This window comes from Undibacterium sp. WLHG33, from assembly GCF_049544815.1.
Lineage (GTDB): Bacteria > Pseudomonadota > Gammaproteobacteria > Burkholderiales > Burkholderiaceae_D > Undibacterium.
The window spans coordinates 1,985,869-2,007,247 of the sequence record NZ_CP186697.1 but is presented as its reverse complement, the minus strand read 5'-3'; the positions used below and the strand labels follow the sequence as shown (position 1 = coordinate 2,007,247).

Here is a 21,379-nt window from a genome sequence, read left to right as displayed (position 1 = left end):
GCCGATGTTAAGATAAAGGAACGAGCGTTCTAAAAACTTAGACGCGTAGTATGTCATCTGTGCTGATGTATTAATAGCTACATTGATAAATCTAGAGGAAACATTCTTAAAATATTTCCACCTTAAAACCGGTAACAGATGTAGTTGAAATGACAGTATAAATTCATAATGACCTTCAGCCAGGGAAAATGATCATTCCTCGTCACAAAAGCTGACAATAGCCGAAAATATTTCCAGCTGAAACCAACGGTTCAAACTGGCCTGAATTGGAAATTCCTGCTCTTGCCGAAGAGCATAGTCCAATGCATTTTCAAGGCACTCACCGAGAAACAACTTACTTAACACCATCCACTCCGTCTTTTGCAAGCGGATCGCTTTTGGCTTCCAGTCAGGCCTGACAATCAGACCGTAGTTTTGCATGTCTGTCTGCGATGGAAAAATAACCGGACCTGGCTGCTGATGCGCCAGCCAGATATCAAGTCCACATCTGGAAGAGGCATACAGACTCACGGCCGGATGCTTCTGCAATATCACTGACGATAAATCCAGGCTGCGTGACGCTGCAGACGTAATCAATTCAGACAAGCGCAAAACGGGGACATTCGCTGCATAATACGAACAATGCAGTTGCCACTCCAGCCTTGCAACATCAACAAAATACGGATAATCGCTGCAACTCTCCGAGATATCCAGATAGGACGGCAGCTCCGCGCCAAACTGATTCAGATCGCCTGATCCGGAAGGATATGTTTCACCATACTCGCGAGCCATCTGCCGGAAAAAATCGTCACCAACGAGTTTGTGTAACACTGGATAAGCGTTTTTCAGAGCTGCATACCAAATTGCATTCAAGTTACCACGGTAGTACGACAAGCGGCTTTGGGATAAAGCTGACAAGGGTAATTCGTCGCTGACTGTGCTTGTTTGTCGCAACAGAACCGATGTAAATTGCTCCTGCAAGCTCGCGAGGTCAGGTGGTTTCATACTTGTCATTAGTCTGAAATAACCTGGTTGACTCCGACTGAATCAGCATTGCTTTTTCAGCTTCACCGACCAGAACAGACAAAGCAGGGACGTCGGTATCCCACTCGATCAGTACCGGAATATCCGCACCCAACATCTCGCAAGCCTTCTCATATAATTGCCACACTGGCTCTGCAACGCAACAGCCATGATGATCTATCAGGCAGTCATCAGCCTGCAAATGTCCTGCCAGATGTATCTCACCCACAGAGCCGGATGGCAATGAGGCAAAGCATTCGAGAGCAGACATCGCGCTCTCGTGGTGATTCATCTGATTCACATACAGGTTATTTATATCGAGCAAAATACCACATCCCGTAGCCCGGACCAGCTGGCACAAAAACTCCGCCTCGCTCATCGCATCATGCTGAAAGCGTACATAAGCAGAAACGTTTTCAATCAACACCCGGCGCTGCAACTGATTTTGTAAATGATCGACACGATCAGAAAACAGATGCAGCGATTCCGAGGTCAAAGGCATAGGTAACAGTTCATTCAGGCTTCTTCCTGCCGTCGCCCCCCAGCACAGATGCTCGGACACCAGGCAGGGCTGAATATCGTCGATCAGGCGTCTGAGTTTTGCAATATGCTCCTGCTGAAATCCATGTACCGAGCCAAGTCCAAGACCGACACCATGCAAGCTGACAGGATATGTCTCACGCAATTGCTGTAAAACATGGCGATCATAACCGCCATCCCCAAAGTAATTTTCCGCATGCACCTCCAGCCATTGGACCTTGACCGGTGCTGCCAGAAATTCCTGATAGTGCTGCGTTCGCAGACCGATACCGGCGCCAACCGGAGGATGAACATCTGGTGCTGAAAAATTTCCCGACATATCTGCAACAGCGCTAACGAAGTTAACCGGATGCCTGATTAAGAGTTTTTAGGGGCATCAGTTTTACCCCCCATTTTTTCGCAGGTGCCTGCGGGTACTTTTTTCCATTCATCCGGATCATTATCTTTCTTCGCCTGGCCAGCGCAGGAATGTGTACCTGATTTCGACGAACAATCGTTCTGACCTGCTTTAGCAATGCCGTAACATTTTTCAGTCTTCGCAGGTTCCGCCGCAGTCACACCGGAAGTACCGATTAAACCGGCAAGAGCTGCTGTAATTATTGCTTTATTATTCATTCTGATGTCCTGAAAAGTAAGTACGCTCTGAATTAAGGAGGATGCTGCCATTAATCCGGCAACTGAAGCTTTTTGCCTGACTGAAAATAATAAAAAATTCTCATATTTGAATCAAATTTCAGTGCAGGTCGTCAACTCTGGCAATAGTAAAATCAAATCATGATCACGACAATGTTTGACACTGTCCGCATTTTATATCTGACGGACGTGTACAATTCCTGAAGTTGTGCGCAATACCTCAGCTGTGCGTGGCAAATACTACCGGATCAGGCGCATTTCCGGCTACGCATCAAATTAGTGTATGCTGCGCCCTTTTTTTGAATGCCTCACCGGAGATCCTATGCAAAAACTGAGTTTCAGCCTGAATGGCGAATTTGTGGAATTAAATCAGTTACTGAAATTAGTCGGCATCTGCGAAAGCGGCGGCGCTGGTAAAGTCATCGTTGCCAGCGGTGATGTCAGCGTTGACGGGCAACAGGAATTGCGGAAAACAGCCAAGATCCGCGCAGGTCAGGTTGTCCGTCTTGGTGACGTGGAAATACGTGTCCTTGCCGACTGAGACTGATCAGACTGAGACTTTTTCCTGAACATCGCCGGGCACAGAATTTGCCGCCAGACTCATCATAAAGCGCGCAAGCATATTATCCATCGTGTCAACATGATGCTCGAACCAGTGCGGCAGCTCCTCAGCAAGACGCATCGCCAGCTCCTGATCACCCTCTTCCTCCACGCGGCGGCGAACCTCGCGCATCACTTCCAGTACCGCTTCATGCTCCTGCCGGTGACAGCCGGCGGGTGGAAATGCCGTTTCTTCCATCCAGCGATTTTCCTGCTCAAAATGATCAACTGAATGAGCAATCAGTGCGTCAAGGCGCCGAATAAATGTATCAGGATTATTTTCAGACAAGGCAGCACATAACTCAACGAATTCATGATGAATCTCATCCATCGGTGCATAACTTAAATTCAGCCGGTCTGACCAACCCCAGGTATTTTGTGTCATGTTTTTTCCATTGCAGTGAAGTTGCAAGATTATGGCTGATCAGCTCAAAGCTTGCTTGCGAAAGATCATCTTACAAATGAAAACAGCGCACTTAAAAGTGCGCTGTTTCGAGAAAAGTATTAACTGAGCAAGTTACTAACGGGCGATACGTCAGATACGATAACTTAAGCAGTGGTATTAATATTCTGACCAAGATACGGCGGAAGATTCTGCACCTTATTTGGATTTGGAATCGCCTGAATTAACGCAGTTGCGTTTTCAGTCTGGAGATCCATTGCTTTTTTTAATACAGCAATATTCACTGCCTGGCTGGTACCAACATCTGCGAGTGTCGTTGCAACATTTGCTATACCTGTAACGTCCATGACAATTCTCCTTATCAAACATCTTCTTTAACGGCTGAAGACAAGCTTTACTTTAATTTTTATTTTCAAAATCTTGAAAATTTTTTCTGACGAAGTTCTGTCAGCATCCATTGAAGTATCTCCGTCGTATTATTTAAGTCCAGCCAGACCAGACCGGGGCGGATATTCTCCGGTGCAGCCGCATCGGAAGCCACAGCGATAATATGCGGATCATCAGGAAAAATCGCCGGCTTACCGAGCGCGGGGCGATACACCTCGATTTTTGGAATGGGTTCCCATTTATAGCCTTCGACAAAGATCAGATCAGATCCCGACAATCTTGGCAGAATATCCATCAGCGCTGGCTCATCCTCTGCACGCAGTTCACGCGTAATCACATAGCGGTATGGCGACACTAACAAAACCTCAGCTGCACCGGCAGACCTGAAGCGCGCACTGTCTTTTTGTGGCGGCTCAATAATGATGTCATGGTGACTATGCTTGACGACGTTCACCCGATGACCAAGAGCAGACAATTCTCGCACCAGAAATTCCAGCAGAGTCGTCTTTCCACTGCCTGACCAACCAACCACACCCATGATGTTCTGTGACATTTACCGCGCCCCGAAATAATCCTGTCGCCAGTATAAACATATCTGTAACAAACAAAACGTCATCGCTGATCCGCCTCAGCACGATAACGAACCGGGTATGTAGTCATACAGTAACAATTTGGTGGCAAACTTCGGTGCACCGCAACAATAGACAAAAATCAATATGAGAACTTTCTCAGGAAAACTTGCCATCTTCGTTCTTTTTATCTGCAATCTGTTCATCTCTGTGACTTATGCTCAGGATAATCAGATTATTATCGGGCAGGCTATTGATTTATCGGGTCCGAACGGCAGTATCGGCCGCGACTATGTTGCTGGTATCACCACCTATTTCGATAGTATTAATAGCAGCGGTGGTATCAACGGACGCAAAGTCAAATATCTCGCCAGAGATGATCAGGGTGTCCCGGCGCAATCGGTCAAAGCAGTCGCTGAATTATTAGAAAAAGATAAAGCAGAATACTTGCTGGGCGGCATAGGTGCACCTGTGACGGATGCTGTCGTCAGCTCGCCTAAATTTGCACAAAGCGGACAAACTCTGTTTGCACCACTGATCGGTGCGGTTAAAAGTTATGGTAACCGCGTCCTGTTCTGGCGCCCGAGTCCTGAGCAGGAAATGCAGTATATCTTCTCGTACTTTGACAAACTCGGCATCAAAAGTGTCGGTATTGCGGTGCAGGAAAACAGTGTCAATCAGGATATGTTCCAGTACGTGAGTAACGAAGTTAAAAAACGCAAGATGCAGTTGAGCGGTATTGTGCATATCAATAATTCTCCTGCCGATATTGAACGTGAATCGGTCGCCTTATCGAAAGCGAATCCGAATATCGTCATCGTCGTGGCAGATACCCTGAGTACCGGTCTGTTTTTAAAAGAGTTCCGTAAGCATGCGCCAAGAACATTCGTGGCCGGCATGTCGCTGACGAATCTCGATACGCTGGCGGAGGTTGCCGGTGCCAAATCGCTGGAATGGACAGTGTTTTCTCAGGTAATCCCGAATCCTCAGGGAAAGAAATCCATCGTGCAGCTTGAGCACAGCAATATGATGAAAAAATTCCGTGACGAAGATTTGTCGTCACTGACATTTGAAGGCTTTGTCGTTGCCAAAACACTGGCGAAAGCGATTCAGTTATCCAAACCGGGCAAAGACGGCCTGCAAACAATCGCTAATCAGAAGTCAAGCATAGACCTCGGCGGCATCATTCTGACCCCGCATGATGGCAGCTACCGGATGTCCAGCTATGTTGATATCGCCCTGTTCCGCAAAGGCGGTGGTCTGATGTTCTGATCTTCGTGTTGTTACAAATACGACACTTACGCCTTTCAGGCTGCCAGTGTATAAAAAAAGCCTCTCAAATCGAGAGGCTTTTTTTTTGCATCCATTATTTCCGCATCGATCAACGGATCAGCCGCTGTTTCTCAAACCAGCTGCAATACCATTAATCGATAAATGTATGCCACGGCGCACCCGTTCGTCCGTATCGCCCTGCCGGAAACGTTCGAGCAACTCGACCTGTACGTGATTCAGTGGCGACAGATAGGGGAAACGATTTCGTATCGAACGCGCCAGTAAAGGATTCGCGGCCAGCAATTCATCCTGCCCGGAAATCGACTTCAATACTTCTATCGTTAAAGCATGTTCAGCCTGAATGCGTGGGAATATCCGTTGGCGCAAGCTGTCATCCTTCACCAGTTCCGCATAGCGGCTGGCAATGCCGATATCACTTTTTGCCAGCACCATTTCCATATTCGACAACACCGTGCTGAAGAAAGACCAGTCGCGGAACATCGCTTGCAAGGTCTGTAATCCATTATCCGGATGTGCCTGTAAATACGCCTGCACAGCAGCACCGAAACCGAACCAGCCCGGCAGCATCAGACGACATTGCGCCCAGCTGAAGACCCACGGTATCGCCCGCAAATCTTCAATCGCTGTCGATTTTTTGCGTGACGCCGGACGACTGCCAATGTTCAGACCGGCAATTTCAGAAATCACCGTCGATTCCCAGAAATACTGCTCAAAACCTTCAGTCTCATAGACCAGATGGCGGTAGGCTTTAAAGGCATGCGCAGACAGCTCTTCCATTGCCGATAAAAACTCCGGACGTGGCGGCGCTTCCTGATGTGCGAGCAGGCTGGCTTCCATCGTCGCGGCCGCCAGCACCTCCAGATTGCGGCGACCGACTTCCGGATTACCGTATTTGGCAGTAATGACTTCGCCTTGTTCGGTCAGACGAATCTGCCCTTGTACTGCACCGGCAGGCTGTGCCAGGATTGCCTGATAGCTGGGGCCACCGCCACGACCGACAGAGCCACCACGGCCATGAAACAAACGCAAACGCACCTGATACCGCGCAAAGACCTGAATCAGATCAAGTTCCGCTTTATACAATTCCCAGCCGGAAGTCAGGAAGCCGCCGTCCTTATTACTATCGGAATAACCGAGCATCACTTCCTGTGCTTGCTGCCGACTACCGAGCAAACGCGCATAAGCAGGAATCGCAAACAGCCTGTCCATCACCGGCGCACTGTTCTGCAAATCCTCGATGGTTTCAAACAGCGGAATAATATTCACATCGAGACGCCCTTCTGCCGGATGCAGCAAACCCGCTTCTTTCAGCAGCAAAGCCAGTTCCAGCATATCGGAAACACCATCCGTTTTTGAGATGATGCAATTCGGTACCGCGCCATCGCCGTAACGTTGTTTTGCCGTCGCAGCAGCGCGGTAAATCGCGAGTTCCGATTGCGTTTCTTCGGAATAAGTCAGGTACGGCGAAGCCAGAGGCCGCGCTGAACTGATCTCTTTCACCAGCAACTCAATCCGCTGATCTTCATTCAAAGACAGGTAATCGATTTCCTGATTGGCAGCCTGTAACAACTCGGCTACCACGCGTTCATGCACATCGGAATTCTGGCGCAAATCGAGCGGCGCCAGATAAAAGCCAAACACCCGCACCGCTCGACGCAGATGGCGCAGACGGCCTCTGGTGATCGCCGCCGAACCATTGCTGATTAAGGATTGGTGAATGATATCGAGATCCGCCGCCAGCTCTTCGGCATACGCGTACGGCGCCGCGTCACCACTGGGCGGTATCGCCGGCAATAGACCGAGCAATTGTGTATAAGTCGCTGCCAGACGCGCATAAATACCGCTGATCGCCAGGCGATAGGGTTCATCGGCACGATGCGGAGAATGATCGGGAGAACGCTGGGCCAGCGCCAGCAAATCGTCTGAGACTTTCACCAGCAAAGTTGCCATCGACAACTGCGAACCCAGCGTGTGTATCTCTTCAAGATAAAACTTGAATGCACGCGTCGCCTGCATTGCCAGTGTCTTTTCCAGAATGGGGGCGGTCACGAAAGGATTGCCGTCGCGGTCGCCACCTATCCAGCTGCCCATTTTCATAAAACTCGGCAATTCCATTTGCTGCAATGACGGATCTTTGGATGCCAGCAAATCTTCCAGCCCCGCATACAGATGCGGCAATTCGCGCAGGAAAGTGTAGTCGTAAAAACTCAGGCCGTTTTCCACCTCGTCGAGCACCGACAACTTGGACATGCGCAGCATGCGTGTCTGCCACAGCGTGAGCACGGCGCGAGCCAGCGCTTCCTCATTGGCGCCCGATTCTTCCGGCGTCAGTTGCATGCGATCACGTTCATCCAGCAAACGGGTAATCACCATCTGGCAATTCAGTATGCTCTTGCGTTGCACCTCAGTCGGATGTGCAGTCAGCACCGGCGCCACCTGCGCATGCTCAAAAAAATCCAGTAACTGCTGCGTGCTGTGACCAGTGTTGTACAAAGCGTCGATCGTGAACGCAAGACTACCCTGACGCGGCGCCGAACCGGCGATCTGATGCGCACGCGAACGGCGGATATGATGCTGATCCTCGGCCAGATTGACCAGATGTGAAAAATAGCTGAACGCCCGGATTACTTGCGTGGTCTGGTCGTTGGTCAGCGTATTCAGGGTAGATTCCAGCTCGACGCGTGCGGCCTGATCGGCATCACGACGAAAGCGTATCGAGTTCTGCCGCACCCGTTCTATCAGCTCGAAAGCGTCGTCGCCGTGCTGATTTCTTACCGTATCGCCTAACAGGCGCCCCAGCCGGCGAATATCGTCACGCAGGCGCTGGTCTTTATCATCGTCTTTATCAGTCATGTTGAGTTAGTAATGGAAGTGAAAATGCGTGCTGGGAAAATTGTACGTGAGCCGGGTCAGCCGATAGATGAAAAATCTTGCAAGCTTTGTGCGAAGCCATGCGCAGCGTCCGATAGTCAATACAGTCGTCTTTTCTGAACAATATCAACACACATCAGAAAAGGATCAGTTAGATCAAGCTTACCCAGCGAGCTTGACGGCAGACTTACAACACACCGATGTCTGTCGTCGCTCACAGAGCGAAAGCGCGGCGACCGCCCCGCTCGCGTTAAGCCAGATCGTTCATAACTGATTTCAGGCAGCTTTTTTGAGCTTCTGACTGCGTTTAACTGCCTGCAACAAACCTTTGGTCGAACTGTCGTAGTCTTCTTTGACGGCTGCCGGATCAAGGCTGATCAATTGCTGCGCAAGCGACTTGCCGAGTTCAACGCCCCACTGGTCGAATGCATTGATATCCCAGATCACCGATTGCACGAATACTTTGTGTTCATACAACGCAATCAGCGCGCCCAGTGAGCGCGGCGTGAGACTGTCGAGCAACAGGGTTGAGGTCGGGCGATTGCCTTCAAACACGCGCGGTGCCAGCATTTTTTCCGGTAAATCACCGAGTTCAGCACGCACTTCTTCCATATTTTTACCGAGCGCCATCGCCTTTGATTGTGCAAAGCAATTCGCCAGCAAGGCCTGATTGTGTCCGGGTAAGCCGGCATCGTCGTCGGCAACGACAATGAAGTCCGTCGGGATAATCGTCGCGCCCTGATGCAGCAACTGAAAATATGCGTGCTGCCCGTTGGTACCCGCTTCGCCGAACAGAATCGGCGAAGTCGTGTAATCGACCCGCTGGCCTTCGCGCGTCACCGATTTGCCGTTGCTTTCCATTTCCAGTTGTTGCAGATACGCTGGCACACGTGTCATGCGCTGGTGGTAAGGCGCAATCGACAAGGCATGCAAACCAAGGAAATTAATATTCCAGACGCCGATCAGCGCCATCAGCACCGGCAGATTTTTTTCCAGCGGTGCCTGCGCAAAATGCAGATCCATTTCATGCGCACCGGCCAGCATTTCTTCAAACCTGTCCATGCCGACATACAAGGCAATCGACAAGCCGATCGCGCTCCACATCGAATAACGTCCGCCGGCCCAGTTCCAGAATGGAAAGACGTTTTCCGGCGCAATGCCGAAATCGGCGGCGGCTTTGACGTTCGTACTCAAAGCCACGAAATGCTGACGAATCTGTTCGGCCGGACAACCATGCGCGAGCATCCATTCCCGCGCGGTGCGGGCATTGGTCAGGGTTTCCATCGTGGTAAATGTTTTAGAAGCGACCACGAACAAAGTCGTTTCCGGATCAGCATTCGCCAGCGCATCAGCCACATGGCGACCATCGACATTCGACACAAAATGCAGCGACAGATTTTTCTGTGACCAAGGCGCGAGTGCGATGCATGCCATCTGCGGCCCAAGATCAGAACCGCCTATGCCGATATTCACAATCGTGCGGATCGCCTTGCCGCTATAACCACGCCAGTGTCCGCCGCGCACCGCATCGCTGAAACTGCGCATCTGCGCCAGCACCTGATGGACATCGGCAGCAATATTGTCGCCATGCAGATAAAAACTTTCACCTTTCGGCAGGCGCAACACGGTATGCAGCACTGCGCGGTTTTCGGTGAGATTGATGGCTTCGCCGCGCAACATCGCATCGCGCCGCGCTTCGACATCCTGCTGCCGCGCCAGTGCCAGCAGATTCAGTTTTGCCGTGGTATCGATGCGCTGTTTCGAATAGTCGAGCAGAATGCCGCAGGCGGAAGCGGAAAAATGGCTGAAGCGTTGCGGATCAGCGCGGAACAATTCTTTCAGGCTGGGCAGATTCGTTGCGCGTTGCTGCAATAGACACCAGATCGGTGTGCGGGAAACAGAAGTGGCCATGAGCGTGCTTTTTTTACCTTAGCGGATACCGGAAAAACAAAGAAATGAGGGGGTATGCCTCATTTTCGCCTTCATATCATTGAAAACAAAGGCGATTAAAAAATACTCCCCCCAGTATATTTTTACCAAATGCAGCCTAAATTAAGCGCTACAGCCGCATCTGGTCTCACCTTCTGCGGAGCAATCGCATCGCAGACGGTGACGGGAACATCACTGGCTGCCAGATTTTCCAGCCCCGGCAGCTTTCGCTGCGGCTGCCGCAAGCTGCGCAATCGCTGTCCAGTCACTGCTCTGAATCAGATTCGCCGGACACATCCAGGAACCACCGACGCATAAAACATTCGGCTGCTGCAACAGCACTGGCGTAGATTCCAGCGTGACGCCACCAGTCAGGCAGAAACGGACATCGGGAAACGGGCCGCCCAGTGCTTTCGCCATCTTGGTACTGCCGACGACATCTGACGGAAACAGTTTGACGACATCAAAACCATGTTCCAGCGCCAGCATCACATCGCTTGCACCGCCGGTACCGGGAAAATACGGCAAACCGGATTCTGCGGAGGCTTTGGCTAAGGCAGGTGTAATGCCGGGGCTGATGCCAAACGCAGCACCCGCTTCCTTAACGGCAGCGAGTTGTGCAGCAGTCAGTATCGTGCCAGCGCCGACCGTCACGCCGGGGCAGGCGTTCACGACTTCGCGCAGCACGTTCAGCGCATTCGGCGTGCGTAAGGTAATTTCAACGGCGGGCAAACCGTTTTCTGCCAGCGTTGTCACGCAACGGATCGCCTGTTCCACATCATCAGCAACCAGTATCGGTAAAACGCGCACCTGGGCGAGTTGGGCAATGATGCTTTGTCTGGAAAAACTCATGTTGTCCTCTGCTGATTGTCATTGGCGCTGATGCGCGCTGTTGTGTTTGTGTTGTCTGCGTGGTGTACGCATTACCAATGCACACCGCGATCTCTTAGCTTTGATATTCGTTTCTATGAATGTCAGTCGATGAATATGGTCGAAGCGCCGTGTTCTGGCGCCGTCACCACACGGCGTTGTGCAGCGAACAGATCGCGACCATAGCCCGCCATATTTTCTTTGCTCAAGCCACGTGCAGTACGTTGCGCCCACTCGTCTTCGCTCACCAGTGCACGCAATTCGCCGGTATGCACATTCAGCTCGATCAGATCGCCGTCACGCACCTTACCCAGTGGCCCGCCCTGCGCCACTTCCGGGCTCACATGCAGGGCAGCCGGTACTTTGCCGGACGCGCCGGACATGCGGCCATCGGTCACCAGCGCCACCTTGTAACCAGCCGACATCAGGCTGCCCAGCACCGGCGTGAAATGGTGCAGCTCCGGCATACCATTGGCCTGTGGCCCCTGGAAAATCACGACGGCCACAAAATCCATATTCAGCTCGCCGGCTTTATACGCACTGACCAGCGCCTCTTGTGATTCAAATACTTTGGCTGGTGCTGTGGTGATCCACGCCTCTTCCGGCACTGCGGATGCTTTCACAATTGCCCGCCCCAGATTGCCTTGCAGCAGACGCAAACCACCAGTCGGGGCGAATGGCTCGCTGACATTTCTGACCACTGATGTATCGGTCGATAATGCAGGCTGCGCCTGCCATGCGAGTTGCCCCGCATCGTTCAGCACCGGGCGCACGGTATGTGAATGCAAACCCTCTTCGCCATACACCGTCATCACGTCGCCATGCATCAGACCTGCCGATAATAATTCGCGGATCACAAAGGTCGGGCCACCGGCATCTTCAAATGCATTCACATCTGCCGTACCGTTCGGATAGACCCGCGTCAACAAAGGAATCACGGAAGACAACTCATCAAAATCCTGCCAGTTGATCAGGATGCCAGCGGCGCGTGCCACCGCAATCCAGTGGATGGTATGATTCGTAGAGCCACCCGTCGCCAGCAAAGCGATGATGGCATTGACGATGGTTTTTTCATTGACCAGCTGACCGATAGGTTTGTAGTTGCCGCTTTGTTCCGTCAGTTGCAGCACCCGTTCCACCGCCGCGTCGGTCAGCGCACTGCGCAAAGGATCGGACGGATGAACAAAAGCCGCGCCTGGCAAATGCAAGCCCATCGCTTCGAGCAGCATCTGATTGCTGTTCGCGGTGCCATAAAATGTGCAGGTGCCGGCACTGTGATACGCGGCGCTTTCGGCGGCCAGCAATTCTTCTTTCGTTGCTTTTCCCTGCGCATACCGTTCGCGCACAGCGGCTTTTTCTTTATTCGATAAACCAGAACCCATAGGCCCGGCTGGCACAAAAATCGTCGGCAAATGCCCAAAGGCCAGTGCACCGATCAGCAGCCCCGGCACAATTTTGTCGCAGATACCAAGACAGAGCGTCGCGTCAAACGCATCATGCGACAAGGCCACGGCTGTCGCCTGCGCAATCACATCGCGCGAAAACAAGGACAATTCCATACCCGGACGCCCCTGAGTCACGCCATCGCACATCGCCGGCACCGCACCGGCCACCTGCGCCGTGCCGCCGTAACGCAGCGCGGCCTCACGTATCTGTTGCGGATAAGTTTCATACGGCTGATGCGCCGACAACATATCGTTGTAGGCAGTGACGATACCGATGTTTGGCTTCTGTGCCTGATTCAACCAGATCTTGGTGCCATTGCCCATCGCCGCATTCGCATGTGCCTGATTCGCACACGACAAACTGGCGCGGCGCGGCCCGCGACCACGCATTTTTTCCAATTGTTCAAGATAGGCAGTACGCAGAGGTTTGCTGCGTTCAATAATACGTTGTGTCACCTGAGCGATAACCGGATGCAACGCAATCGATGTTGATGAAGAGGATGTCGTCATTGAACTCACCTGATGCCCTGAGGGCGTAATAGTAAAGCGTGCTGATCAGGCAGCGAGGCAGTGACATTGCAGATGTTCTGCATCTGCTTCAGCGCACACACAAGACCACCAGAAGGCCGCCTGAATACAATGAGTAGAAAGATACCATAAATCATAAATTTCTGTAACAAACTTTCATAATTTCATTTTTAAAGCATTTTTTTATGAAAAATGTTCTTTATTAACGTAATGAAACTACATTTTTGTAGCTTTTCTGGCATAATCAGGCTGTCCATACTGCATTCATCAACTTATCAGCATCACCGGTAACAATGAGAACAACGAAGTATGCGTCAACACATTTCAGGCAATTAATTCAGGCAACTAATCAGAACACCTCACGGAGTCAGCATGACCACTTTTGTCTTATTTGGCGGCACCGGCGATCTCGCCAAACGCAAAATCATTCCAGCGCTGTACAGCGCTTTTGTGAATGGCCGGCTCGACAACGAATTCAAATTTATCGGTGCGGCGCGTGAAGCCTTGTCGCATGAGGAATTCCGTCAGCGTGTCAGCGACAGCATCAGCCAGTACGCCGGAAAAGTAGTCGGTGGCAGCGCCGAAAAACTCGCCGCTTTCCTCGCTTGTACGGATTACGCCAAAATCGATGCGCGGGTACCTGAAGATTTCGCGATTCTGAAAAACAGCCTGCATACCTCGGCAAGCAATGCCACCCTGTTTTATCTGGCGACCGGCCCGGATATTTTTATTCCTGTCGTTGAGCAGTTATCGAACCACGGTCTGGTGGAAGGCAACGCGCGCGTCGTCGTCGAAAAACCGCTGGGGCGCGATGCGCAATCGGCCAGAGAAATTAACCAGTCGCTGCGTAATTATCTGGATGAACATCAGATTTACCGTATCGACCATTATCTCGGCAAAGAGATGGTGCAAAACCTGCTCGCACTGCGTTTTGCCAATTCCTTCCTCGAACCTTTGTGGAACCGCAAGTGGATACAGGACGTACAGATTTCAATTTCAGAGCAAGTCGGCGTCGAATCGCGCGGTGACTTTTACGATCACACCGGCGCGCTGCGTGACATGGTGCAAAACCATTTGCTGCAACTGGTGTCCATCGTTGCGATGGAGCCACCGGTGAATGCGAATCCGGATGCGATCCGAGACGAAAAAGTCAAAGTCTTGCGCGCACTGCGTAAATTTACACCGGAAGAAGTCAGCAAAAAAACCGTGCGCGGGCAGTATCGCGCCGGCGCGGTTGATGGCAAACCTGTCATTGCTTATCAGGCGGAGCCCGGTGTACCGCCTGCGTCCCGCACTGAAACCTTCGTCGCGATCCGCGCAGAAATCGACAACTGGCGCTGGGCTGGCGTGCCGTTTTATCTGCGCACTGGCAAACGCATGGCAAGCCGCAGCGCTGAAATCACGATCAATTTCAAACCGATACCGTATTCGATTTTCGGTCAGTCGCAAGGGCCTATGCGCTCGAATCGTCTGGTGATTACCTTGCAGCCGGAAGAAAGCGTGCAGTTGTTCATGAAGGCCAAAGAACCCGGCGAAGGCATACGTTTATCCGATGTGGCACTGAATCTGGATTTTGCCGAAGCATCGAATTTACGCCGCGTCGAATCGTATGAACGTTTGCTGCTCGATGCCATGCATGGAGACCTGACGCTGTTTGTGCGCGATGATGAACTCAATGCGGCATGGTCATGGATAGACCCGATCATGAATGCCTGGCAGAACGATAGCGAAGGCTTGAAATCGTATATCGCCGGTAGCTGGGGCCCCGCAGCGGCCAGTTACCTGCTGGCGCAGCACGGTGCTGCGTGGGGCGAAGAATACGTTGAAAGCTGAAGCCATGAGCACCATCCGTTACCACGATTTCGATGACATCAATACGCTGAGTGCCAGTCTGAGCCAGCAATGGCTGGACGCCATCCACAGCGCCACAACACCGCTCAGTTTTGCGCTGGCAGGCGGCACCACGCCGGCACCGGTGTACCGGCGGCTTGATGCTTTGCTGAGCGCAAGCACAACACCGCACCAACCAATCACGCTGGTGGCGACCGATGAACGCTGGGTCGATGACGACGATGCGCAAAGCAATGAAGGCTTGTTCCGTCGCTGTCTGCCTTTATCTGCAGCAAAGCAGCACTGGCAACTGTTGTCACTGAAAAATGCAGCACCGACTCCGGCCGCAGCCGCTGCTGCAATTGATGCCCGTCTGCGTGAACAATTGCCCCAGACTTTCAATGCGGTATTGCTGGGGATGGGCACAGATGGTCACATCGCCTCGTTGTTTCCCGGCGCGCCGGTGCAGCAGGATCAGCGCACCTGCCTCGCTGCCCTGCATCCGCAAACCCAGCAAAGCCGCATGTCATTATCGCTGCCCCGCCTGCTCCATACTGAGCGGATCTGGCTGCTGATCAGCGGTGCAGAAAAACGCCGCGTGCTGGAAGACGCCGAACAACAGCAGTTACCGATCAGCGCCTTATTGCGCGATGCGGGCTGCCCTATTGATGTTTTCTGGTGTCCCTGAAAAATAGAAAACTATGGCACATTCACATACCCCCCCCTCCTCGATAACACCAACGGAAAAAGGTTTGCTGGCCCGCATCCGCGTCGCCAGCACCGCGCTGAGCCGCGCCGAACGTCAGGTTGCCGAATTTTTACTGCAAAAGCCGCATGATGCGCTGGAAATGTCGATACGCGTGCTGGCACAAGCCTGCGATGTCAGCGAACCGACGGTCGCGCGTTTTTCGCAAAGTCTGGGTTTCGATGGGTTCAAATCATTCAAACTGGCGTTTGCCAAAAGTCTAGCCACTGGCATTCCGTATCTGCATCTGGATGTGAATCAGGCTGATCATGTGCGTGATGTGTTGCCCAAAGTCTTTGACCGCACCATCGCCGCTTTGATGGAAGCCAGAAATAATGCGAACGTGACCACCTTTGAAGCCGCCGTACAATTACTTGCCAGAGCCCGCAGGATAGAATGTTACGGGCTAGGCTATTCCGGCGCGCTGGCGATTGATGCACAACTCAAGTTTTTCCGGTTCGGCATACCCACCACAGTTTTCTGCGATGCCCATTTGCAGGCGCAATCGGCCACCCTGCTCAACAGCGATTGTGTCGTGGTCGCATTTTCGCGCACCGGTCGCACACGCGACCTGATCAATAGCGTGCAACTCGCAAAAGAAGCCGGCGCGAAAATACTGGTGCTGTGCGCCAGTGGCGGCCCGCTGGCAGAGCTGGCAGACGTGCACATCAGCGTGGACGTGGAAGAAGACCCGGATATCTATACGCCGATGACATCCCGCCTCGCCCATCTGACCTATATCGATGCGCTGGCAGTTGCCGTCACTTTACTGCGCGGCCCGGCGGCTATCGATATGCTGGAACGGGCCAAAGCCAGCATCAGTGAAAAACGTCTTGTACCTAAAGCGGGCTGAATACTATTCCACCGCACGCGTCCATTTTGCGGTAGTCGCCACAAGCACGGATGGCAAGGTTTCTCGCAACATCATCCAGGCTCATCGCTGAAACGCGCTTGCGCCATGTCTAACGATGTGTAAATTTTGCATCAAGCATGCCCATATCCTGTCGTTTTGAGTAATACTCCGAAAAAAGGAGCGGGACATGAACCGAATAGCTATTCATCAGATTGTGGAAGAAGTCAAAGACTTGCCGACCCTGCCTGCGGTCGTCATGGAGATACTGAATAACATCGACAAAGAAGATGTCGATACCCACGAACTAGCCGACAAAGTCACACGCGATATTGCCCTGACCGCGAAAACCCTGAGGCTCGCCAATTCCGCCTATTACGCCACACAATTCAAAGTCACCACCATACAGCAGGCGATTGCTCTGCTCGGCATGACCACCGTTAAACAAATTATCGTGACCGCCGCGCTGACCGGCTGCTTCCCCGAAAACAATTGTCAGGGCTTTAGTCACAAAGATTTTTGGCGTCATTCAAATGCCGTCGCCATCGTCGCAAAAATTCTCGCACGACGTCTGAACCTGAGTCTGGACGTCGCCTTCACCGCAGGCTTGCTGCACGATATCGGCACGCTGGTGCTGGTCACTTACCACAGCGCCGAATACGAACACGTCATCGCCTGGCAAACCGAACACCAGTGCACACAATTTGACGCCGAAAGAGAAATTCTCGGCATCGATCACGCCGCCGTCGGCGAAGAGCTGGCGATATACTGGAATTTTTCCGATCAGATGAAAAACGCGATTGCCGGTCATCACCAGCCGGACAAACCGGGGCTGGGTTTTCTGGCCACCATCGTGCACGTCGCCAACGGTATCGCCCACGTCCTGAACGTCACCGAAAGCGCCGATCACACCACCCCCGAAATCACCGCGCTATCGTGGCACAGCCTCGGGCTGGATCAGGAAGCGCTGGATCAGATGCTGCAGGAAGCCGGTGACGAATTTAACAAGCTGAAACAGCAGATTGATGTTTGATAAGGCCTGCGTCAGCGCACAAAACAGTCACAAAACAGCGACTCACAATATCGCCACAAGATCACCGCGATACTCCCCTGAAAAAGGCATTTTCAGGGGAGTATGCGCCAAAAACGCATTCATCTCCTTAGAAACAAAGGGCTTTTAAATATACTCCCTGGGGTATATTTTTTGCTCCCGAAGCCATTTTTGCGCACTACTGGCGTTACAGGCATAAAAAAAGCGGAACCTGTTGCAGTTCCGCTCGTAGGAATACGATGTCGGCAAACTTCAAATCAGCGCAGATCAGTTGCGCTTTTTAGCTGCTTTTTAGGCGCAGTCTTTTATCCACCGCTATTTATCCACTGTATTTTTTATCCGCTGTATTTTTTATCCGGCTGTTCAAAGTTCCGGTGACAGCATGTGCCCGAGTTTGCTGACCTTGGTGTTCAGGTAGCGGTCGTTGTAGGGGTTGCGTTCGATGATCAGCGGCACGTGTTCGGCGACTGTGACTTTTAATCCTTCCATCGCTGACAGTTTGCGCGGGTTGTTCGTCATCAGGCGCAGGGAATGGATGCCCAGATGTTGCAGCATCGGTTCAACGAGGCTGTAATTGCGCAGATCGGCGGCGAAGCCCAGTTTCTGGTTGGCTTCGACGGTATCGGCGCCATCGTCTTGCAGATGATAAGCGCGGACTTTATTCAGCAAGCCTATGCCACGCCCTTCCTGACGCAGATACAGCAAAGCGCCACGGCCTTCGTCGGCAATTTTTTTGAGTGCCATTTCGAGTTGCGGGCCGCAATCACAGCGCAGGCTGAACAAGGCATCGCCGGTCAGGCATTCGGAATGGATACGCGCCAGCACTGGCTTGCCATCGGCGACATCGCCCAGCGTCAGGGCAATGTGTTCTTTGCCGGTCGCAGGTTCGACAAACGCATGCATGCGGAAGTTTGCCCAGGTCGTCGGTAAGTTGCAGGAATCGACGTATTCCAGCGCCAGCTTTTCTTGTTCTACAGGCGGATTGTTGCTTGACATACAGTGCTCGCGAATTCTGTTGAGTGGATTCCCGTCTTGCGGGGCAACGCAATAGCCGTCTATTGCGCTTATCCTGTTGCGGTAAATGCGTCTGTCGATCAGTATTAATACAACTACTGATACAGCGAAGACCAAGAGTATAAACGACCAGAGGCGGATGCGTCTGGCATACCCGATATGGCTCTCGTTAGCGACGTTCTTTGCTTGCTCAAATAAATAGGGATGATGTGGAAAAATACAAGTTGTGCAGCGCTGTCGGCACATGACAAAAAAAATCAGGAATGCGCAACGATCAAATCATCGTCATGCATTCCTGATAGTGGCGATCTGGACGCGATGCCCAGACCGCCGCCTTTTCTAGTTTTTTTACTCTTTATCGCCCAGCAATAAACGCTTCAGTTTGTTATCGGCGACGTTATCGCCTAACCAGATTTTCAGAATCGCGTGCATGGTCAGGTCGTCTTTCAGCGTTTCGCCGATTTGCCGGTTGTTTGAGCGGAACACGGTGCCTTTACCCTGGCTCCAGTCTATCGTCATCACATCGCCGACTTTCCAGTCGCCCATTTTGGCAAAACCTTCGCCCATTGCCATCAATTGGTAAACGAGTTGATTGCGTTCTTCTTTGGTTGTGCTGGAACGGATGTCGGCGAGAAAACGCCGCCCCATCAATTCACTTTCCACTTCTTTCACCATCACCAGTTTCAGGCGCACCGGACCGGGTGACGCCAGCAGATCTGCCGTATTGTTTCTCGGCTTAGTAGTGTACAGGCCGATATTGAAAATCTTGACGCGCTTGATGATGTGCGTGCCACTGCCATTCAGATTCAAACGTTGTCCGTCGATCTGCACCGACTCTTCCAATACCTGCGACACGCCTTCGCTGGCCGCCTGCGCTGACGATAAGCCGCCAGCCAGCCCTGCCACGATCAGCATCATGCGTGCGATCTGCATCATGTGCTTCAGGTGTTTCACTGCTTTCATGAATTACTCCTCAGATTAGTCATTCTCTGCCAGCGCTGGCGATCAGAACATCCGGCTAAGCGTCAGCAGAAACAAATCGCCCTGCGGACGTGAACGTGCTGAAAATTCTTTCAGATACTTGAATTCCACCTGTGTTTTCAGATCATCGGTCTGATAGCTGATCACCGGGCCGAACGACGCTGCACGCGCCTTATTGCCATTGATCAGTGGCAGCGCGCTGGTGCCGTTCGGATCTTTATCGTAGGTCGTCTGCTTCAGGTAATAGCCGTGCAGGCCTGCTTTGACGTTATTGGAAAACTGGTAGCTGCCGACGTATTCGAGATGCAGATACTGACCGGATTTATAGTCGGTATCGCGATTCGCAGTGCTGATGTTGTAAGCCAGGGATGCGGCAAAATCAAAACCGGATTCGGTTGACCAGGCAGCCGATACCAACGGACGGAATGAATACGAATTCATGCCCAGATTCACCTGACTGTTTCTGTCAAAGGAACCGGTCGGCAAATCGACATTCATCGCGGCCACAATCGACAGGCTTTCATATTTCCAGCCGATGAAACCAGCGAGTTCGATATCGCCCAGACCGCTGGTGCTGCCACTGGCCGCTGCGGATGCCTGCGCACCGATTTTTTGCTGAAGCGCAGCAGGCAGCGGCGTTGTGACCGATACCACCACATCGCGCGATTTTTTCAGCAAAGGAATTGCGATATAGGCGCCATAACGCCCGCCAAGTATTGCTTCTTCGCTGATGTAATTGAGCTTGGGAATAATGCCATCAACTTTGATTTTCGCATTGACTGTGCCATTCACGGTCACCGGAATGCCGCTGATATTTTTATGGAAGGCGATGTCATTGCCGTCGCTGCCTTTCACACTGTCGGCACGATAGTTCGCCAGCAACACTTGCCCGTAAGTGCCGGATAAAGGCAGAATCGCCGAGTCCAGATTCCAGAACCCCATAGGTACGGCCACTTCATTGTTTTCTGCCGCCTGCGCTAACGAAGCAAAGCCTGACACGCCAAACAAGACGGTGCTGAGCACAACACGGCGCATGGTGGACTGAGGAAATTTCATTTTTTCTCCTGATGACGACGACCGATTGCCAATGCGCTGCCTCAGAGTGGTCTGAAGTCAGCCATCACGATCGATCCGAATTTATTGTGGGAATACCAAACACGACATGCAGAAAAACTATTTCGGTGCACTGAACCTGATGTCATGACGATGCAAGCGCAGATCAGGTCGCCGATACGGATCGGCTCAATTGCAGAAGTGAGTGTCATCGCGGAAATCGCGATTAGTCGTTCGTGCTTTTCCGCAAAAGAAAAGCAGATGCAAATGATGTAAAAAAAATAGTTCAGACAAACAGGCGTGCTGCCTGACCCGAATGATAACGTGAACCGGCAGATCGTCGTAGCTGCCGGATTTATCAAAAAAATATCAGAAGAAAAAAGAATGATTCTATGAACAATATCTGCCGAGCGCACAAATTTCGCCCTGTTGATAGTGAGGCAGCTATTTATCTGCGGTCTGCGCCAGACGGCAACATAGATTGCGTTTCCGGCATACCATGAAATGATATTTTTAAAAACATTTGGGGGCGATTCCTCTAATCATCCGCGCCAACGGGCATCTGAGGAAAATTTACAACGGACTGCCTGGCGGCTATGAGGGTTATGAGGGATCTGCGGCATCAGACGGACCACCGGATAAGATGTCCTGCGCATGAATCCGATAAAAAAACAGGGCAACAGCAAAGGCTGTGACCCTGTTTTCATACGACACTGTTTCCGGTGCTGCCCCATTACGGGACAGATACAAGCTGTGTCTGACAATACGTATTACAGCCGGTTGGC

19 protein-coding genes are annotated in these 21,379 nt (G+C 51.9%); 6 read left to right on the top strand and 13 right to left on the bottom strand.

What is annotated here, in order from left to right:
- Window positions 1–192: 192 nt before the first annotated feature.
- The 3 genes from ACOTSW_RS09190 to ACOTSW_RS09180 are packed head-to-tail and all read right to left on the bottom strand — an operon-like array spanning window position 193 to window position 2,157.
- Window positions 193–984 carry a putative DNA-binding domain-containing protein gene (locus tag ACOTSW_RS09190; protein ID WP_423678782.1) on the bottom strand — a complete coding sequence of 264 codons (792 nt, stop codon included), beginning with the start codon at window positions 982–984 and terminating at the stop codon, window positions 193–195.
- Complete coding sequence (locus tag ACOTSW_RS09185) at window positions 971–1,861, bottom strand: DUF692 domain-containing protein (protein ID WP_423678781.1); 891 nt, start codon at window positions 1,859–1,861, stop codon at window positions 971–973. The genes ACOTSW_RS09190 and ACOTSW_RS09185 overlap by 14 nt, the downstream gene beginning before the upstream one ends.
- 38 nt (window positions 1,862–1,899) lie before the next feature.
- Window positions 1,900–2,157 (bottom strand): DUF2282 domain-containing protein, encoded by a 258-nt coding sequence (locus ACOTSW_RS09180; protein ID WP_423678780.1) that lies wholly within the window; start codon window positions 2,155–2,157, stop codon window positions 1,900–1,902.
- 340 nt (window positions 2,158–2,497) lie between these two features.
- On the opposite strand from ACOTSW_RS09180, the gene ACOTSW_RS09175 reads away from it, so the two are divergent.
- Window positions 2,498–2,716, top strand: coding sequence for an RNA-binding S4 domain-containing protein (locus tag ACOTSW_RS09175; RefSeq protein WP_190480015.1), 219 nt, complete (start codon window positions 2,498–2,500; stop codon window positions 2,714–2,716).
- 6 nt (window positions 2,717–2,722) lie between these two features.
- On the opposite strand, the gene ACOTSW_RS09170 is transcribed toward ACOTSW_RS09175, so the two are convergent.
- From ACOTSW_RS09170 to mobB, 3 genes are all read right to left on the bottom strand, one after another.
- Window positions 2,723–3,160 (bottom strand): hemerythrin domain-containing protein, encoded by a 438-nt coding sequence (locus ACOTSW_RS09170; protein WP_423678779.1) that lies wholly within the window; start codon window positions 3,158–3,160, stop codon window positions 2,723–2,725.
- A gap of 164 nt (window positions 3,161–3,324) precedes the next feature.
- Window positions 3,325–3,525, bottom strand: coding sequence for a YjfB family protein (locus tag ACOTSW_RS09165; protein WP_423678778.1), 201 nt, complete (start codon window positions 3,523–3,525; stop codon window positions 3,325–3,327).
- Window positions 3,526–3,590: 65 nt separating this feature from the next.
- Window positions 3,591–4,118, bottom strand: coding sequence for a molybdopterin-guanine dinucleotide biosynthesis protein B (gene mobB, locus ACOTSW_RS09160; protein WP_423678777.1), 528 nt, complete (start codon window positions 4,116–4,118; stop codon window positions 3,591–3,593).
- Window positions 4,119–4,281: 163 nt separating this feature from the next.
- Between mobB and ACOTSW_RS09155 the strand changes: the two genes are divergently transcribed.
- A complete protein-coding gene (locus ACOTSW_RS09155) occupies window positions 4,282–5,406 on the top strand; it encodes an ABC transporter substrate-binding protein (protein WP_423678776.1) in 1,125 nt (374 codons plus the stop codon).
- Window positions 5,407–5,523: 117 nt separating this feature from the next.
- On the opposite strand, the gene ppc is transcribed toward ACOTSW_RS09155, so the two are convergent.
- The 4 genes from ppc to edd form a co-directional block, all read right to left on the bottom strand.
- Window positions 5,524–8,280 carry a phosphoenolpyruvate carboxylase gene (ppc, locus tag ACOTSW_RS09150; RefSeq protein WP_423678775.1) on the bottom strand — a complete coding sequence of 919 codons (2,757 nt, stop codon included), beginning with the start codon at window positions 8,278–8,280 and terminating at the stop codon, window positions 5,524–5,526.
- A gap of 294 nt (window positions 8,281–8,574) precedes the next feature.
- Window positions 8,575–10,209 carry a glucose-6-phosphate isomerase gene (gene pgi / locus ACOTSW_RS09145; protein WP_423678774.1) on the bottom strand — a complete coding sequence of 545 codons (1,635 nt, stop codon included), beginning with the start codon at window positions 10,207–10,209 and terminating at the stop codon, window positions 8,575–8,577.
- A 210-nt stretch (window positions 10,210–10,419) separates the two neighbouring features.
- Complete coding sequence (eda, locus tag ACOTSW_RS09140; protein WP_423678773.1) at window positions 10,420–11,079, bottom strand: bifunctional 4-hydroxy-2-oxoglutarate aldolase/2-dehydro-3-deoxy-phosphogluconate aldolase; 660 nt, start codon at window positions 11,077–11,079, stop codon at window positions 10,420–10,422.
- A gap of 122 nt (window positions 11,080–11,201) precedes the next feature.
- Window positions 11,202–13,052: a phosphogluconate dehydratase gene (gene edd, locus ACOTSW_RS09135; protein ID WP_423678772.1), complete on the bottom strand. Its 1,851-nt coding sequence runs from the start codon at window positions 13,050–13,052 to the stop codon at window positions 11,202–11,204.
- Between the two features lie 390 nt (window positions 13,053–13,442).
- Here edd and zwf point away from each other — a divergent pair, with 390 nt between their 5' ends.
- The 4 genes from zwf (at window position 13,443) to ACOTSW_RS09115 (ending at window position 17,528) form a co-directional block, all read left to right on the top strand.
- Complete coding sequence (zwf, locus tag ACOTSW_RS09130; protein WP_423678771.1) at window positions 13,443–14,903, top strand: glucose-6-phosphate dehydrogenase; 1,461 nt, start codon at window positions 13,443–13,445, stop codon at window positions 14,901–14,903.
- A gap of 4 nt (window positions 14,904–14,907) precedes the next feature.
- A complete protein-coding gene (pgl, locus tag ACOTSW_RS09125) occupies window positions 14,908–15,588 on the top strand; it encodes a 6-phosphogluconolactonase (protein ID WP_423678770.1) in 681 nt (226 codons plus the stop codon).
- Between the two features lie 13 nt (window positions 15,589–15,601).
- Window positions 15,602–16,498, top strand: a complete 897-nt coding sequence (locus ACOTSW_RS09120) for an SIS domain-containing protein (protein ID WP_423678769.1) — start codon at window positions 15,602–15,604, stop codon at window positions 16,496–16,498.
- A gap of 187 nt (window positions 16,499–16,685) precedes the next feature.
- Window positions 16,686–17,528 (top strand): HDOD domain-containing protein, encoded by an 843-nt coding sequence (locus ACOTSW_RS09115; RefSeq protein ID WP_423678768.1) that lies wholly within the window; start codon window positions 16,686–16,688, stop codon window positions 17,526–17,528.
- A 381-nt stretch (window positions 17,529–17,909) separates the two neighbouring features.
- On the opposite strand, the gene ribA is transcribed toward ACOTSW_RS09115, so the two are convergent.
- From ribA to ACOTSW_RS09100, 3 genes are all read right to left on the bottom strand, one after another.
- Window positions 17,910–18,542 carry a GTP cyclohydrolase II gene (gene ribA / locus ACOTSW_RS09110; protein WP_423678767.1) on the bottom strand — a complete coding sequence of 211 codons (633 nt, stop codon included), beginning with the start codon at window positions 18,540–18,542 and terminating at the stop codon, window positions 17,910–17,912.
- A gap of 366 nt (window positions 18,543–18,908) precedes the next feature.
- Window positions 18,909–19,523: a chalcone isomerase family protein gene (locus ACOTSW_RS09105; RefSeq protein WP_423678766.1), complete on the bottom strand. Its 615-nt coding sequence runs from the start codon at window positions 19,521–19,523 to the stop codon at window positions 18,909–18,911.
- Window positions 19,524–19,565: 42 nt separating this feature from the next.
- Window positions 19,566–20,597, bottom strand: coding sequence for a SphA family protein (locus ACOTSW_RS09100; RefSeq protein ID WP_423678765.1), 1,032 nt, complete (start codon window positions 20,595–20,597; stop codon window positions 19,566–19,568).
- Window positions 20,598–21,379 lie beyond the last annotated feature (782 nt).